The 14554-nt window shown below is 60.5% G+C and carries 13 protein-coding genes; 12 read left to right on the top strand and 1 reads right to left on the bottom strand.

Annotated elements, in window-relative coordinates; genetic code table 11:
• Window positions 1-381: 381 nt before the first annotated feature.
• Window positions 382-552, bottom strand: coding sequence for a hypothetical protein (locus IEX75_RS08425; RefSeq protein WP_188793772.1), 171 nt, complete (start codon window positions 550-552; stop codon window positions 382-384).
• Window positions 553-905: 353 nt separating this feature from the next.
• On the opposite strand from IEX75_RS08425, the gene IEX75_RS08420 reads away from it, so the two are divergent.
• The 12 genes from IEX75_RS08420 to IEX75_RS08365 all read left to right on the top strand — a co-directional run bounded on the left by IEX75_RS08420 (window position 906) and on the right by IEX75_RS08365 (window position 14554).
• Window positions 906-1433 (top strand): winged helix-turn-helix transcriptional regulator, encoded by a 528-nt coding sequence (locus IEX75_RS08420; protein WP_188793771.1) that lies wholly within the window; start codon window positions 906-908, stop codon window positions 1431-1433.
• Window positions 1434-1448: 15 nt separating this feature from the next.
• Window positions 1449-2561: an HlyD family secretion protein gene (locus tag IEX75_RS08415; protein WP_188793770.1), complete on the top strand. Its 1113-nt coding sequence runs from the start codon at window positions 1449-1451 to the stop codon at window positions 2559-2561.
• Window positions 2558-4135, top strand: a complete 1578-nt coding sequence (locus tag IEX75_RS08410) for a DHA2 family efflux MFS transporter permease subunit (protein ID WP_188793769.1) — start codon at window positions 2558-2560, stop codon at window positions 4133-4135. The genes IEX75_RS08415 and IEX75_RS08410 overlap by 4 nt, the downstream gene beginning before the upstream one ends.
• A gap of 12 nt (window positions 4136-4147) precedes the next feature.
• Window positions 4148-5641, top strand: coding sequence for an efflux transporter outer membrane subunit (locus tag IEX75_RS08405; protein WP_188793768.1), 1494 nt, complete (start codon window positions 4148-4150; stop codon window positions 5639-5641).
• 39 nt (window positions 5642-5680) lie between these two features.
• Window positions 5681-6862 (top strand): thiolase family protein, encoded by a 1182-nt coding sequence (locus IEX75_RS08400; RefSeq protein ID WP_188793767.1) that lies wholly within the window; start codon window positions 5681-5683, stop codon window positions 6860-6862.
• Window positions 6863-7118: 256 nt separating this feature from the next.
• Window positions 7119-8192 carry a transaldolase gene (tal, locus tag IEX75_RS08395; RefSeq protein ID WP_188793766.1) on the top strand — a complete coding sequence of 358 codons (1074 nt, stop codon included), beginning with the start codon at window positions 7119-7121 and terminating at the stop codon, window positions 8190-8192.
• Window positions 8189-10504: a glucose-6-phosphate isomerase gene (gene pgi, locus IEX75_RS08390; RefSeq protein ID WP_188793765.1), complete on the top strand. Its 2316-nt coding sequence runs from the start codon at window positions 8189-8191 to the stop codon at window positions 10502-10504. The genes tal and pgi overlap by 4 nt, the downstream gene beginning before the upstream one ends.
• A complete protein-coding gene (gene gnd, locus IEX75_RS08385; protein ID WP_229720698.1) occupies window positions 10501-11547 on the top strand; it encodes a phosphogluconate dehydrogenase (NAD(+)-dependent, decarboxylating) in 1047 nt (348 codons plus the stop codon). Before pgi ends, gnd begins: the two co-directional genes overlap by 4 nt.
• A gap of 3 nt (window positions 11548-11550) precedes the next feature.
• On the top strand, window positions 11551-12987 hold the full coding sequence (gene zwf, locus IEX75_RS08380) for a glucose-6-phosphate dehydrogenase (protein WP_188793764.1): 1437 nt from the start codon (window positions 11551-11553) through the stop codon (window positions 12985-12987).
• Between the two features lie 78 nt (window positions 12988-13065).
• The gene (gene queD, locus IEX75_RS08375; RefSeq protein ID WP_188793763.1) at window positions 13066-13428 is read left to right on the top strand and encodes a 6-carboxytetrahydropterin synthase QueD; all 363 of its coding nucleotides are present in this window, start codon (window positions 13066-13068) and stop codon (window positions 13426-13428) included.
• A 155-nt stretch (window positions 13429-13583) separates the two neighbouring features.
• The gene (locus IEX75_RS08370) at window positions 13584-13979 is read left to right on the top strand and encodes a phasin family protein (RefSeq protein ID WP_188793762.1); all 396 of its coding nucleotides are present in this window, start codon (window positions 13584-13586) and stop codon (window positions 13977-13979) included.
• Window positions 13980-14188: 209 nt separating this feature from the next.
• Window positions 14189-14554, top strand: a complete 366-nt coding sequence (locus IEX75_RS08365; protein ID WP_188793761.1) for a hypothetical protein — start codon at window positions 14189-14191, stop codon at window positions 14552-14554.

Genomic DNA, 14554 nt, shown 5'->3' with positions numbered 1-14554 from the left:
TAGTTATCCCATGTCGAGAGACATCAGTCCCACCGCCTAGCTAGGTCTCCCCTCCCGGCGAAGCAAAGTAAAGACGGATGACCCAAAGCCCGCGAGCCCCCTCGCGGGTTTTTTATTGCGGGTAACGCGATGCGCCTGGGGGTAACTTTGGGGGTATATGAAAACATAGGCATGGCTATAGAATTTTAGAATCAGTGTCTTATGACACGTATTCCGGTGCACCCATATCTTTTGATTAGATCAGCGCGCAGCTCCGCTTGGCCACAGTGTTGGCGCAAGCGTACCTTTTCCGCTCGAACGGCAGGTTTTCCCCAAGCTGCTGTTGGCGCTGTGGCGTTTTCGCTAGTCAGAACATCATCAACGCAGGCGCAGGCCTGCTCGTCACGCTGGCTCTTTCAGGGTAACGCGGCTCTTGAACGCGACTTCGGTTTCGAGATAGAGGCCGGACCACGGGTCGAGTACATACCCCTCTGCAGGTTCGGTTGAGACACGACGGGTTTCGGTGTCTTGATCCACGGTGGTGGGCGGCAGGTCAAACATCGTCGGATCCATAAACATTCCTCGATGGTGCGTCGCGGAAGTTCAGGCTAGCGGTCTGCTCGTTCGTATCCGGTTAAAGGGTTCGGCGGTTTTTGCATACGCGAAATTTATGACCCGGTCGTTCCTGCGAGCTGCTAGGTGATGGGCATGCGGCGCGCCATCGGCATCTGAGCGGTTTTCTTTGGTGGATAGCATTCCGCTAGCGAAAAACGCCGGAATGCAACGCATGGCAATGACAAGATTTCAAATATTTTCAATGGCTTGCTTGGTATGAGTGGGCTTCCTTGATCTAGTAACTTGCATAATGATAGTTACTTGGCGCATGATCTGCGTCCATGCAATGCCTGCCTGGGTAGTAAAGCGCCATGCAAAGAACCAGCTTTGACGATATGCGATGCCCGATCGCGCGCAGCCTTGAGCGCGTTGGCGAGTGGTGGAGCATCCTGATCCTGCGCGACGCCATGCTCGGCATGACGCGTTTTGATGATTTTCAGGCCAGCCTCGGCATCGCGCCGAACATGCTCACGCGCCGGCTGCGTGCGTTGACCGATGCCGGCCTGCTGGAGCGCGTCCGCTACAGCGAAAAGCCGCCGCGCTACGAATACGTGCTCACCCCACGCGGACGCGATTTCCGTCCCGTGCTGGTGGCCCTGATGGCATGGGGTAATCGTCATTTCGCCGTCGAAGGGCAGGCCATGCAGCTGATCGATGAACTCACCGGCGACATCGTCGAGCCAGTGATGGTCGACGCCAAAACGGGCGAACCCATCGATCGCGCACGCCACGCCATGCATGCGGGGCCTGCCGCTGACGAGCGCACTCACGCCCGCGTCGAAGCCTATTTGCAGCGGCGCGCGCAACAGCACGCTGCGTCGAAAACCTCATCGCAGTAAGCGCGGAGCAGCGACATGAACACCGTTATCGCCGACAAGCGGCTCGATCTTCCTGACGTGGCCGATGTGGCACCACCCAAATCCCGGCGCAAGCGGGTGCTCCGTATTGCCGTCGGTGTAACGCTGCTGTTGGGCGTGATCTACGGCATTCATTGGTGGACGGTTGGGCGATTCATCCAGGACACCGATGATGCCTACGTCGGCGGCGACATCACGGTGATCGGGCCCAAGGTATCGGGCTACATCACCGCTTTGAACGTCACCGACAACGAGCGAGTGCATGCCGGTGATCTGCTGGTGAAGATCGATGACCGCGACTACCGTGCCGCGTTGGCCAAGGCCGAGGGGGCAGTCGCTGCGCAAGAGGCGTTGTTATCCAATCTCGACGCGACCGAACAGTTGCAGCAGGCCGTCATCAACGAAGCCAAGGCGAGCATTGCCGCAGCCAGCGCTGAAGGCATACGCGCACATGACGATCAGGTGCGCTACCACGAGCTGGCCGGCCGCGCGGCCGTTTCGGTAGAAAGCGCACAGCGTGCGGATGCGGAAGACAAGACCGCCCGCGCGAATACGGAAAAGGCCGAGGCCGCTTTGGTGGCTGCACAGCGTCAGCTCAATGTGATCGACTCGCAGAAACAGCAAGCTCGTGCAGCCCTGGCGCAAGCGAAGGCGGAACGCGACATCGCTGCATTGAATGTGAGCTACACCGAATTGCGTGCACCGGTGGACGGTGTGATCGGCAACCGGCGTGCACGCGTTGGCGCCTATGCCGCGGCAGGCACTCAACTTCTGTCCGTAGTCCCAGCGCATGGTTTGTGGGTCGACGCGAACTTCAAAGAAGACCAATTGGCACGCATGCAGCCAGGCCAGCCGGTCGAAATCCGCGCGGATGTGCTGCCGGGGCGCATTTTCCACGGCCATGTGACCAGCCTTGCGCCGGCCACCGGCGCAGAGTTCAGCGTGTTGCCACCGGAAAATGCCACCGGCAACTTCACCAAGATCGTGCAGCGCGTGCCGGTGCGTGTTGCGTTGGACAAGAAAGATGACGTGCTAGGTCTGTTGCGCCCTGGCCTTTCCGTGATTGCTGATGTCGATACACGCACGTCAGCCGGCAGCAGTGCGCCATGAACTTGCGTGCTGCCTTTGCTGCTCCGCCGATGGATCCGGCGAAGCTGGGCGCCGGGCAAAAGGTATTCGCCTTCGCCAGCATGTGCGTGGGCATGTTTATTGCGCTACTTGATATCCAGATTGTGTCTGCATCGCTACGTGATATCGGCGGTGGCCTTTCTGCAGGCGTGGACGAAACGGCATGGGTGCAGACGAGTTACCTGATCGCTGAAATCGTCGTCATTCCGCTTTCTGGCTGGCTGTCGCGCGTGTTTTCGACGCGCTGGCTCTTCGCCCTTTCGGCCGCCGGCTTTACGCTTACCAGCCTGCTGTGCGGTGCCGCGTGGGACATCCAGAGCATGATCGTGTTCCGTGCGCTGCAGGGCTTTCTCGGCGGCTCGATGATACCGATAGTCTTCACCACCGCCTTCGTGTTCTTCGACGGCAAACAGCGTGTAATCGCGGCAGCTACCATCGGCGCGATTGCGTCGCTTGCACCCACACTCGGTCCGACGCTAGGCGGCTGGATCACCGATCACTGGTCATGGCATTGGTTGTTCTTCATCAACCTTCTGCCCGGCTTGTTCGTCACCATCGCCGTACCGATGCTGGTAAACATCGATGCGCCGGACTTTTCGCTGCTGCGCCGCGCCGACTATCTCGGCATGCTGCTGCTGGCGATCTTCCTGGGCTGCCTGGAGTACACGCTGGAAGAAGGTCCGCGTTGGAATTGGTTGACCGATAGCACGATCACCACGACAGCCTGGCTTTCCGGTCTTTGTGGCGTCGGCTTCGTGATACGCAGCCTTACGTATGATCACCCGGTGGTGGATCTGCGCGCTTTGCGTGATTTGAATTTCGCGCTGGGCTGCGTGTTTTCGTTCGTCACCGGTATCGGTATCTTCGCCACCATTTATCTCACGCCGCTCTTTCTCGGACGTGTGGAAGGCTATAGCGCCTTGCAGATCGGCGAAGCAGTGTTTTCCACCGGTATCTTTCAGATTCTCTCCATACCACTGTATGCGTTCCTCGCGCAGCGCTTCGATCTGCGCTGGATCCTGATGGCGGGGCTCGCGTTGTTCGCGTTGTCGATGTGGGATTTCACACCGATCACCCATGATTGGGGCGCGCATCAGCTGTTGTTGCCGCAAGCGCTGCGCGGCGCCGCACAGCAACTGGCAGTGCCGCCGGTCGTGACTCTAACGCTGGGTGGCCTACCGCCAGCACGCCTGAAACTTGCCTCCGGGTTGTTCAATCTGATGCGCAATCTCGGTGGCGCCATCGGCATCGCCATCTGCGCCACCATTCTCAACGACCGCACCAATCTGCATTTCTACCGGCTGGCCGAACACCTCAATACGAGCAATGAGGCGATGAACCAGTGGCTCGCGCAGAGCGCCGGACATTTCGACAGCGTGGGCGATCCGAATGGCGAGCTGCAGCAACTGTGGCGGTTGGCATTTCGCGAAGCGCAAACGCTTTCCTATGCGGACGCGTTCCTGGCTATCGCCGTCTGCTTCGTCATCGCTACCGTGCTGGTGCCGGCCATGCGCAAAGTGGCGCCACCTTCCACACCATCGGCCGATGCGCATTAGGGCGTGTCAATCATGTTCATATCCATCAAAACCAAGCTTTTTTTGCGCGCGGTCATATTTGCCGCGCTCGCCGCGACACTTTCAGGTTGCATGGTGGGTCCCGACTACACCAAACCCATCGTGCAGACGAATGTGCAATACACCGGGCAGCAATGGCTGACTCAACGCAATGTGCAGCAACCCGCGCCCGCATTGGATGCCTGGTGGCTCGGCTTCGATGATCCGGAGCTCGCACGCATCATCGGACGCGTGACGGCACAGAATCTCGATCTTGCTGCAGCGATGGCGCGGGTAGATCAAGCGCATGCAGCGGCTCGCGAAGCCGGGGCTGCATGGCTGCCGCAGGGCAGCCTCGATGCACAGGCAGCACGCATCCACCAATCGCTCGACGGCCCCCTGGGCGAGATCGGCAGCGCCTTGCCGGGTTATCGCCGGGATCAGACCTACGAAAACATCGGCGCAGGTGCGAGTTGGGAGCTTGATCTTGCTGGCGGCCTGCATCGCGGTGCCGAGGCAGCGCAAGCCGAGGCGCAAGCAGCTGAAGCCTCCAGCATGGGTGTTCGCGTTTCGCTTGCCGCGGAAGCGGCGGATGCGTATTTCCGTGTGCGTGGTGCGCAGGCGCGGCTCGCCTTGGCGCAGCAGCAAGTGGAAACGGAAGAACGCCTGCTCGATCTCGTTCGTGTGCGCCTTGCCGGCGGCTTGGCTACGTCGCGCGAGCAGGCTCAGGCCGAAGCGCTGGTACTGCAAGCGCGCGCCACCCTGCCACCATTGCAGATCGAGCTGGAACAACAACTCAACCGCCTAGATGTACTGATGGGCGCAGCACCTGGTACCTATCGCCATGAAGTGCTCGCCAGCACGCAAAGCTTCACCGTCCCTTCCATTGACACCGACGGTGGTCCGGCGATGCTGCTACGCAGGCGTCCGGACGTGATAGCGGCAGAGCGGCGTCTGGCCGCCTCGAATGCGCACATAGGTGAAGCGACGGCCGAGTATTACCCGAAGGTGTCGCTGGGTGCACTGCTTGGTTTCGAAAGCCTGCGTAGTGGTGAGTTGTTCACGGCGAATGCGTTTCAGCCGCAAGCCACGCTCGGGTTGCATTGGCGCCTGTTCGACTTCGGCCGTGTCGACGCTGAGGTGGCGCAAGCGAAGGGAGCGAATGCCGAAGCGTTGGCGGCTTACCGCCAGTCCATGCTGCGTGCGACCGAAGACGTCGAAAACGCAATCGTCTCGCTTAGCGAGCTGGAGCGTCAGCATGACGAGCTCACCAAGGAAGTTGCCGCGCATGAGCGCGCTCGTGCCGCGGCCGAGGATGCCTACAAAGGTGGCGCCGTGAGCTTGCTCGAAGTGCTGGACGAAGATCGCCAATTGCTCACTTCGCGCGATGAGCTGGCGCGTGTGCATGCTGACGATGCACGTGCTGCTGTTGCGGCCTTCCGTGCGCTGGGCGGCGGTTGGAAACCTGCGCTGGATACGCGTGCTGTTGCTATTGCGCCGCCCATGTAATCCATCGTCAGCGCTCCCCATCCCCACTAGGAGTCTTCCATGCAATCCGAGATCGTGCTTTGCCATGCCGTTCGCACGGCAATCGGTGGTTTCAATGGTGCCTTGCGAGACGTGTCCGCGACGGCGTTGGGTGCGACGGTCATCCGCGCGGTGACGGAACGCGCCGGCCTGGCGGCGGATGCCGTCGACGGTGTGGTGATGGGGCAGGTCGTGCAGGCTGGCAGCGGTATGAATCCCGCGCGGCAAGCCGCCATTCACGGCGGCTTGGATGTCTCGATACCTGCCATGACGGTGAATCGCGTATGCGGTTCGGGCGCGCAAGCCATCGTTTCTGCTGCACAGGACATCTTGTCCGGACAGGGCAGCGTGATGCTGGCTGGCGGCATGGAGAACATGGACCGCGCGCCGTATCTGGTGAGCAACGGCCGCTGGGGCTATCGAATGGGTCACGCGCAAATCTATGACAGCATGTTACTGGATGGCCTGCACGACGCGTTTTCGCAGAAGCATTCGGGCTGGCATACCGAAGACCTCGTCGCGCAGCAGCACGTGGATCGCGACGCGCAGGACCGCTGGGCGCTGCGTTCGCAGCAGCGTTTTGTCGCGGCGCGTGATGCGGGGTTGTTCGATGGCGAGATCGTTCCCGTCGACGTTCCCTCGAAGAAGGGCGCGGAACTGTTCTTGCGTGACGAAGCGCCGCGCTCGGACACCACATTCGAGGGGCTGGCGCGACTGAAGCCGGCATTCCGCGAGAACGGCACCATCACTGCAGGCAACGCACCAGGGCTGAACAGTGGTGCGGCGGCGATGGTTGTGGCCGCGCGTGGCGTTGCTGAAGCGCGCGGGCTGGTACCCATGGCGCGTCTGGCCGGCTTTGCAGTGACCGCCGTGGAGCCTGGCATGTTCGGCATCGCACCCGTTTCGGCGGTGAAGCTCGCCGTGCAGCGCGCCGGATGGCGTCTGCATGAAGTCGATCGTTTCGAGATCAACGAAGCCTATGCGGCGATTGCCGTCATCGTGGCCCGTGAGCTTGGCCTGGACGAGGAGCGCGTCAACGTGGAAGGCGGGGCTGTGGCGCACGGTCACCCGATTGGCGCGACGGGTGCCGTTCTCACGACGCGTTTGTTGCATGCCATGAGGCGAGAGCGGCTACGCCGTGGTGTGGTGACCTTGTGCATCGGCGGCGGCCAGGGCATAGCGCTGGCCTTGGAAGCGCTTTGATACACACACGTGCAGGCATGCAACCTTCAGCATGCCCATCACGGTGTAGCGGGTATCGACAACAGGCAGCAAGTACCCGGCTGCTTCATTGCAGACGGGTACCGGGAGTGCACCGTTCGGGCGTATAGTCTCGATGGTCATCAGACCGTGACATCCGTCTTGCTACCCTGCTGGCTGATGCCGCTGCAGACTCCTCGTAAAGCTCTGCCATGGCGGCCGGTCGAACACTCGCCTCATTTCACGAAGGAGTACTGCAATGGAACAACCGACCCGCACGCTCCATGGGCTCGGACAGAGTCTGTGGTTGGACAACATCACCCGCGGCATGCTGGGTGACGGCACCTTGCTCGGCTACCGCGAGCAGAAGCATGTGACCGGCCTCACCTCCAACCCGACCATCTTTGCGCAGGCCATCAAGACCGGCAAAGATTACGACGCCTCCATTCGTGGGATTGGCAACGCGGATCCGGAGACGGTGTTCTTCGGCCTGGCCATTGACGATCTGCGCCGTGCAGCGGCCATTTTCGAGCCGGTTTACCAGCAGACGCATGGCGTGGATGGCTGGGTGTCGCTGGAAGTGTCGCCGCTGTTGGCGGATGACACGCAGCGTACGATTGAGCAGGCGGTGACGCTGCACAAGCAGGCAGCGGTGCATAACCTCTTCATCAAGGTGCCGGGCACGCCGGCCGGCGTGCCTGCAATCGAGGAGCTGATCTTCCGCGGCGTGCCGATCAACGTCACGCTGCTTTTCTCGCCCGAGCAATACCAGGCCGCAGCCGAGGCATGGCTGCGTGGTCTGGAGCGTCGTCATGAGGCGGGCCTGGACCTGGATATCGCCTCGGTCGCCTCGGTGTTCATCAGTCGCTGGGACGTCAAGGTGGCTGACAAGGTGCCGGCCGACTTGCGCAACAAACTCGGCTTTGCGGTATGCGCGCAGATCTATGCCAAGTACCGCGAGTTGATCAATTCGCCGCGCGTGCAGCGACTGCAAAACGCCGGCGCACGTGTGCAGCGCCTGTTGTGGGCCAGCACCGGCACCAAGGATCCGAATGCCAGCGATGTGATGTACATCGAGAACCTGATCGCGCCGCTCACCGTCAACACCATGCCGGAGAAAACGCTGCTCGCGTTTGCCGATCACGGCAAGGCGGAGCGGTTGATGACGCTGGAAGATCCCAGTGTTGCGGGCACGCTGGCGCAGTTCCAAGCGCATGGGATCGAGGTGGAGCCGCTGGCCAAGGTGTTGCAGCAGGAAGGCGCCGATTCCTTCGTGAAGTCCTGGCACGAACTGATCGATACGGTAAGCGAGCGCATGGGGGCGGTTGCATGAGCGCCTTGCGCGAGAAGGCGGCGTGGCAAGCTCTACAAGCACACAGCCAGGAACTGGCAACACAGCACCTACGTGACATGTTCGCGGCCGATCCGGGCCGCGCCGAGCGTTATCGCGCGGATGCCGCGGGTTGGCGTCTCGACTACGCTAGGCATCGCATCAACGATCAGACGCTCGAGCATCTTTTCGCACTGGCGCGCGAGTGCGGGCTGGAAGCGCGCCGCGATGCCATGTTTGCCGGCGAGAAGGTCAATACCACTGAGCAGCGCGCTGCCTTGCACATTGCTTTGCGTGCACCGGCACGCAAGGTGATCAAGGTTGACGGCGCCAACGTGGTGCCCGAAGTGCATGCGGTGCTCAAACGCATGCGCGAATTCGCCAATGCTGTTCGCGAAGGAAGCTGGCTTGGTTTTACCGGCCGGCCGATTCGCAACATCGTCAATATCGGCATCGGTGGTTCTGATCTGGGGCCGGTGATGGCATACGAAGCCTTGCGGCACTACACCGATCGCAAGCTGACCGTGCGCTTCGTATCCAACGTCGACTACACCGACTTCGCCGAAGCGGTGCACGATCTACGTCCGGACGAAACGCTGTTTATTGTCGCTTCCAAGACTTTTACTACGCTGGAAACCATGACCAACGCGCACAGCGCGCGTGATTGGCTGATGAAGGCAGCCAGCGGTGACAAGGGCGCGGTGGCGAAGCATTTCGTAGCGCTGTCCACCAATGCAAAGGCGGTGGAAGAGTTCGGCATTTCCACCCAACAGATGTATGGCTTCTGGGATTGGGTGGGTGGTCGTTACTCAATGGATTCGTCGATCGGCCTGTCGACCATGATCGCGATCGGTCCGGATGCATTCGCCGAGCTGCTCGCCGGCTTTCATGCGATGGACGAGCACTTCCGCACCGCGCCGCTGGAACGCAACTTGCCGGTGATCATGGGTCTGCTCGGTGTGTGGTATACCGATTTCTTCGGCGCGGAAACGCAGGCAGTGCTGCCGTACGAGCAATATCTGAAGCGCTTTCCGGCGTATCTGCAGCAGCTCACGATGGAATCAAACGGTAAGCACGTCACCATTGGTGGCGCACATGTCGACTACGCCACCGGTCCGGTGTACTGGGGCGAGCCAGGTACGAACGGGCAGCATTCGTTCTACCAGCTGATTCATCAGGGTACGCGGCTGATTCCCTGCGATTTCGTCGGCTTTGGCCAATCGCTCAACCCGTACGGGCGCCATCATGATCTGCTGTTGGCAAACATGATTGCGCAGGCCGAAGCGCTGGCCATGGGCAAGACATTGGAGCAAGTGCAGGCGGAAGGCATCGATGAGAGCCTGGCGCCGCATCGCGTGTTCGAAGGCAATCGTCCTTCCAGCCTGCTGTTGGCGGATCGCTTGGCGCCGCATACCTTGGGCGCACTTATTGCGCTGTATGAGCACATTGTGTTTACGCAGGCGGCGATCTGGGACATCAATCCGTTCGACCAGTGGGGCGTGGAACTTGGCAAGCAGCTCGCCCTGCGCGTGGTGGACGAAATCGAATCGCCGCGCAAGGCACTCAACCACGATAGCGCCACCAATGCCGCGATCACGTGGTATCGCAAGGCTCGTCGCAAGGCGGAAGAGGGTGCTGGTGCCTCAGCTGTAGAGACGAAGCACAAGGTGCTGGTGATCGACATCGGCGGCAGCCATGTCAAGGCGATGGTGAGCGGCAATAAGCGCGAGGTGGAGATCAAGTCCAGTCGCAAGCTCACGCCGGCCGACATGGTCAAGCAGTTGCGTGCAGCCATTCGTGGCTGGAAATACGACGCGGTAAGCATTGGCTATCCCGGTCCGGTGCTGCATGAGCGCATTGCACGCGAACCTTACAATCTCGGCAAAGGCTGGGTCGGTTTCGACTTCGCCGCGGCTTTCGGCTGCCCGGTGAAGATCATCAACGATGCGGCAATGCAGGCGCTTGGTAGCTACGAAGGCGGCCGCATGCTGTTCCTAGGGCTGGGCACCGGCTTGGGTTCGGCATTTATCGTCGATGGCGTCATCGAACCGATGGAGTTGGCGCATCTGCCGTATCGGAAAGGCACATTCGAAGATTACGTCGGCGCACGCGGTCTCAAGAAGTTCGGCAAGAAGAAATGGCATGCGCACGTGTTCGACGTGATCGGTCAGTTGCAAGCGGCGCTGGAGCCGGATTACGTCGTGCTGGGTGGCGGGAATGTGCAGCACCTTGCTGAGCTGCCAACCGACGTACGCCGCGGCGATAACCACAACGCCTTCGCAGGCGGTTTCCGTTTATGGGAGAACAGAACATGAGTGCTGGGAAAGCACAGAAGCTGCAACTGGGTTTTGTCGGCTTGGGTCGCATGGGTTTGAACATGGTGCGACGCATGCTTGAGGCAGGCATCGATTGCGTGGTGTTTGATACCCATGTCGAGGCGCGTCGTGAAGCAGCCAGGTATGGTGCGACGGCGGCGGAATCCATCCAGGATCTGGTTGCCAAGCTCGACGGCGCGCGCGCGGTGTGGTTGATGCTGCCTACCGCCGTGGTCGACGTGGTGCTCGATCAACTCGTGCCGTTGCTCAATGCTGGCGACACCGTGATCGACGGTGGCAATTCGCATTACGTGGAAGACCTGCGTCGCGCTGAGGCTTTGAGCAAGCACCAGGTGATGTACGTGGACGTGGGTGTGAGTGGAGGCGTGTGGGGTCGCGAGCGTGGCTACTGCCAGATGATTGGTGGCCCTGAACTCGCGTTCAAACGACTGGAGCCTGCGTTTGCCGCGTTGGCACCGGGTGTCGATGCGGCACCACGCAGCGAGAGCCGCAGCGGTGATCCGTCAGCGGCCGAGAAGGGCTATCTCTATTGCGGGCCGAACGGTGCGGGGCACTTCGTCAAGATGGTGCACAACGGCATTGAATACGGCTTGATGGCTGCGTATGCGGAAGGCCTGAACGTGTTGAAGGGTGCCAACGCCGGCAAGCAGAAGCGCACCGCCGACGCCGAAACCGCACCATTGGAGCGTCCGGAGCTCTATCAATACGATTTTCCGATTGCCGACATCACGGAGTTGTGGCGCCGTGGCAGCGTGGTCGGTTCGTGGCTACTTGATCTCACTGCGGCAGAAATGGCGCGTGATCCCAACTTGCAGAGCTACGCAGGCCGCGTTTCCGATTCCGGCGAAGGCCGTTGGACGGCGCAGGCTGCGATCGATGAAGGCGTGCCGGTACCGGTACTCACGGCGGCGCTGTTCGGCCGTTTCACGTCGCAGGGCAATGATCTTTATGCCAACAAAGTGATGTCGGCGATGCGTCATGCCTTTGGCGGGCATCAAGAGAAAACCGGCAACAAGGATTGAGTCATGGCTACGACGCTGGTGATTCTGGGCGCAAGCGGGGATCTCACCAAGCGGCTATTGATGCCGGCGCTGTATCGCCTGCATACGCTGGGTTTGACGCGTGATCTGCGCATCGTGGGTTACGCGAAGGAATCCTGGAGCCGCGAGTATTTCGAGCGGCATATCCAGAAAGCGCTGCAATCCTTTGCGCCGGACTACAAACCGGCGCAGTGGAATCGCTTCCGCCGTCAACTCGATTATGTGGGTGGCGAACTGCAGGCCGATCAGCTGCGTGCACTCAAAGATAAATTGAGCCCGGCTACCTTGTTTTATCTTGCCTTGCCGCCGTCGCTGTTTGGTACGGCAGCTTCCGCGCTCGGTGAAGCCGGTTTTGCCAAGGCGCCGCGCAATGGTTGGCGTAGGCTGATCGTGGAAAAGCCGTTCGGCACGGATCTGGCCTCCGCGCAGGCCTTGCGCCAGACCATGCATGCGCACTGGCAAGAAGAACAGATTCTGCGCATCGATCACTTCCTGGGTAAGGAAACCACGCAGAACCTGATGGTGTTCCGCTTCGCCAATCGCTTCATCGAGCCGATCTGGAATGCGCAGCACATTGCCCAGGTGCAGATCACGTATGCCGAAACGCTTGGAGTCGAGAAGCGTGCGGCTTACTACGACAAGGCCGGCGCGCTGCGTGACATGCTGCAGAACCATCTCATGCAGTTGTTCAGCCTTACCGCCATGGCGCCCTTGGCGGAGTGGGATCCGGAGGTGCTGCGCAATCACAAAGTCGAGGTGCTGCGTTCGACGTTGCCGATCACGCCGGCCACCGTCGATGGGCACGCCGTACGCGGGCAATATCGTGCGGGCCAGATGGGCCGCAAAAAAGTTCCGGGCTACCGCAGCGAGCCGGATATCGCGCGAGGTTCTTCTACCGAAACCTTTGCGGCGTTGCGTTTGGAAATCGACAACTGGCGTTGGCGCGGTGTGCCGTTCTACCTGCGTAGCGGTAAGCGGCTGGCGACCAATTATTCGGAAATCGCCGTACAGTTCCGCGAAGTGCCCGGCGCATTGCCAAAGGCTGTGCATGCAGGCAACAACTGGATGATTTTCCGCATCCGGCCCACGGAGCAGATGGATCTGCTTGTCACGGCGAAGCGTCCGGGCCTCGAACTGGCCGGCCGGCCCGTCGTGCTCACGGCGCCTTACGCCAGTCCGGAAGATCGCGAATTTTCTGCCTACGAGCAACTGCTGACAGACGCGATTGGCGGCGATCGCACGCACTTCCTGCGTTTCGACGAGGTGGAATGGGCGTGGAAACTGCTGACGCCCGTGCTCGAAGCGTGGCAAAGCGGCACGCCGGATTTCTACGCCGCCGGTTCCGAAGGGCCGGCAAGCCAGCAGCGCTTGCTCGATCCAGGGCACGCGTGGCGATCGATAGCACGCAACGGCGAGGTTTGAACGCGCACGCTCCTTCGGAAGGAGGAGTTAAATGCATGCACGCCAATAGTGACTTCGCGTAGCGGGTAAAATAGCCGCATGCATATCTTCAAAGTTTTCCAGATCGAAGCCGCCCATCGCTTGCCCAACGTGCCTGAGGGGCACAAGTGCGCGCGACTGCATGGCCATTCCTTCCGCATCGAAATCCACGTCCGCGGTGAACCTGATCCCAAGCTGGGGTGGGTGATGGATTTCGCCGACGTCAAAGCCGCCTTCGCGCCGCTCTACGACCGACTCGATCATCGCTATCTCAACGACATCGAAGGTCTTGAGAATCCCACCAGCGAAATGCTGGCGCGATGGATCTGGCAGCACCTCGAATCCAGCCTGCCGGGACTGGACAAAGTGGTGGTGCATGAGACGTGTACATCGGGTGCCAGTTGCTGTCGCGACAGTTTTTGATGCGCTGCAGAATTCACAAATCCGTAACTAAATGCCTGCGGGAGTTGAAATTTTCGTGACAGGCGAGTTTCTTCACAAAAAACATATTGCAGCGCACAAAATTCCCTGCTAGGCTTTGTCTCACATTCCTTAATCCCCCCGCGAGGGACAAAGTCATGACTCAGCAATTGAACACCCAGGTTTTCGCTTACGCCAAACAGCTGTCCGACAATGCGTTCAAAGCCCACTCCCTGGCCATCAAGGGTCTGGAGCAGGTTGCCGAGCTGCAGCTCGCTGCGCTGGAAAAGCAGGCCCAGGTAACGGCTGACTTCATCGCCCAAGCGGTCGAAGTGCGCGACATCGATGCGCTGCGTGGCTTGTGGGAAAAGGGTGCTTCGCTGACCCGCGAGCAGGCCGAGAGTGCAGTTTCCGTCACCAAGGAAGTGATCGCCGTGGCCCAGAAGACGGCCGAGTCGCTCAATGCCCTGGTCCAGGAGCAGCAGAAGGCCGCCAACGAGGCTGTCGCCGCTCCGGTTGCCGCCATCAAGAAGGCGGCGGCTGCCGCCAAGTAATTCCCCTTCTGCATATCGCGACTCCCCTTGCGATATGCCCTCGGGCCGGGCGTTAACGTCCGGCCCTTTTTCTTGTCCGAAATTCCCCCCGGGACTGCGTGTCGCATAGGCTTGGCTTGCTGGCCTAAAAGCTGCACTGATATACTTTTTTAGATTGGATCGTGACCCGTGGCGGGTTTGATTGCCTTGCGACACCGCGGGAACCTCACGTGCTCAACAGTCTTGCTTCCGGTCGACGTCTCGCCCTGCGATTGCTGCTATGGCAGCTATTCGCGGCGGTCATCGTGGGCCTCGTTTTCGCGACGCTGGGGCGTCGTGAAGCGATAGCGGCAGCGGCTGGGGCAATGATCGTAGCGGCAGGTACTGCGCTGCTGTCGATGAGGGTTTTCAGTCAGGTGAGCGGCGCCGGTATGGCGCTGGGGCGTCTGCTGACGGGCATGATTCTGAAATGGATGGTGATCATCGGGGGGATGATCGCGATCATGTTTCAATGGAAATTGCCGCCGCTGGCTGCCATCACGGGGCTGGCGGCTGCGTACGCGGTTAATCTGCTGGCATTCAGATTTAAGGGTTAA

The sequence above is a fragment of the Dyella nitratireducens genome (assembly GCF_014642835.1).
GTDB lineage: Bacteria > Pseudomonadota > Gammaproteobacteria > Xanthomonadales > Rhodanobacteraceae > Dyella_B > Dyella_B nitratireducens.
This window is presented reverse-complemented; position numbering and strand designations above follow the sequence as displayed.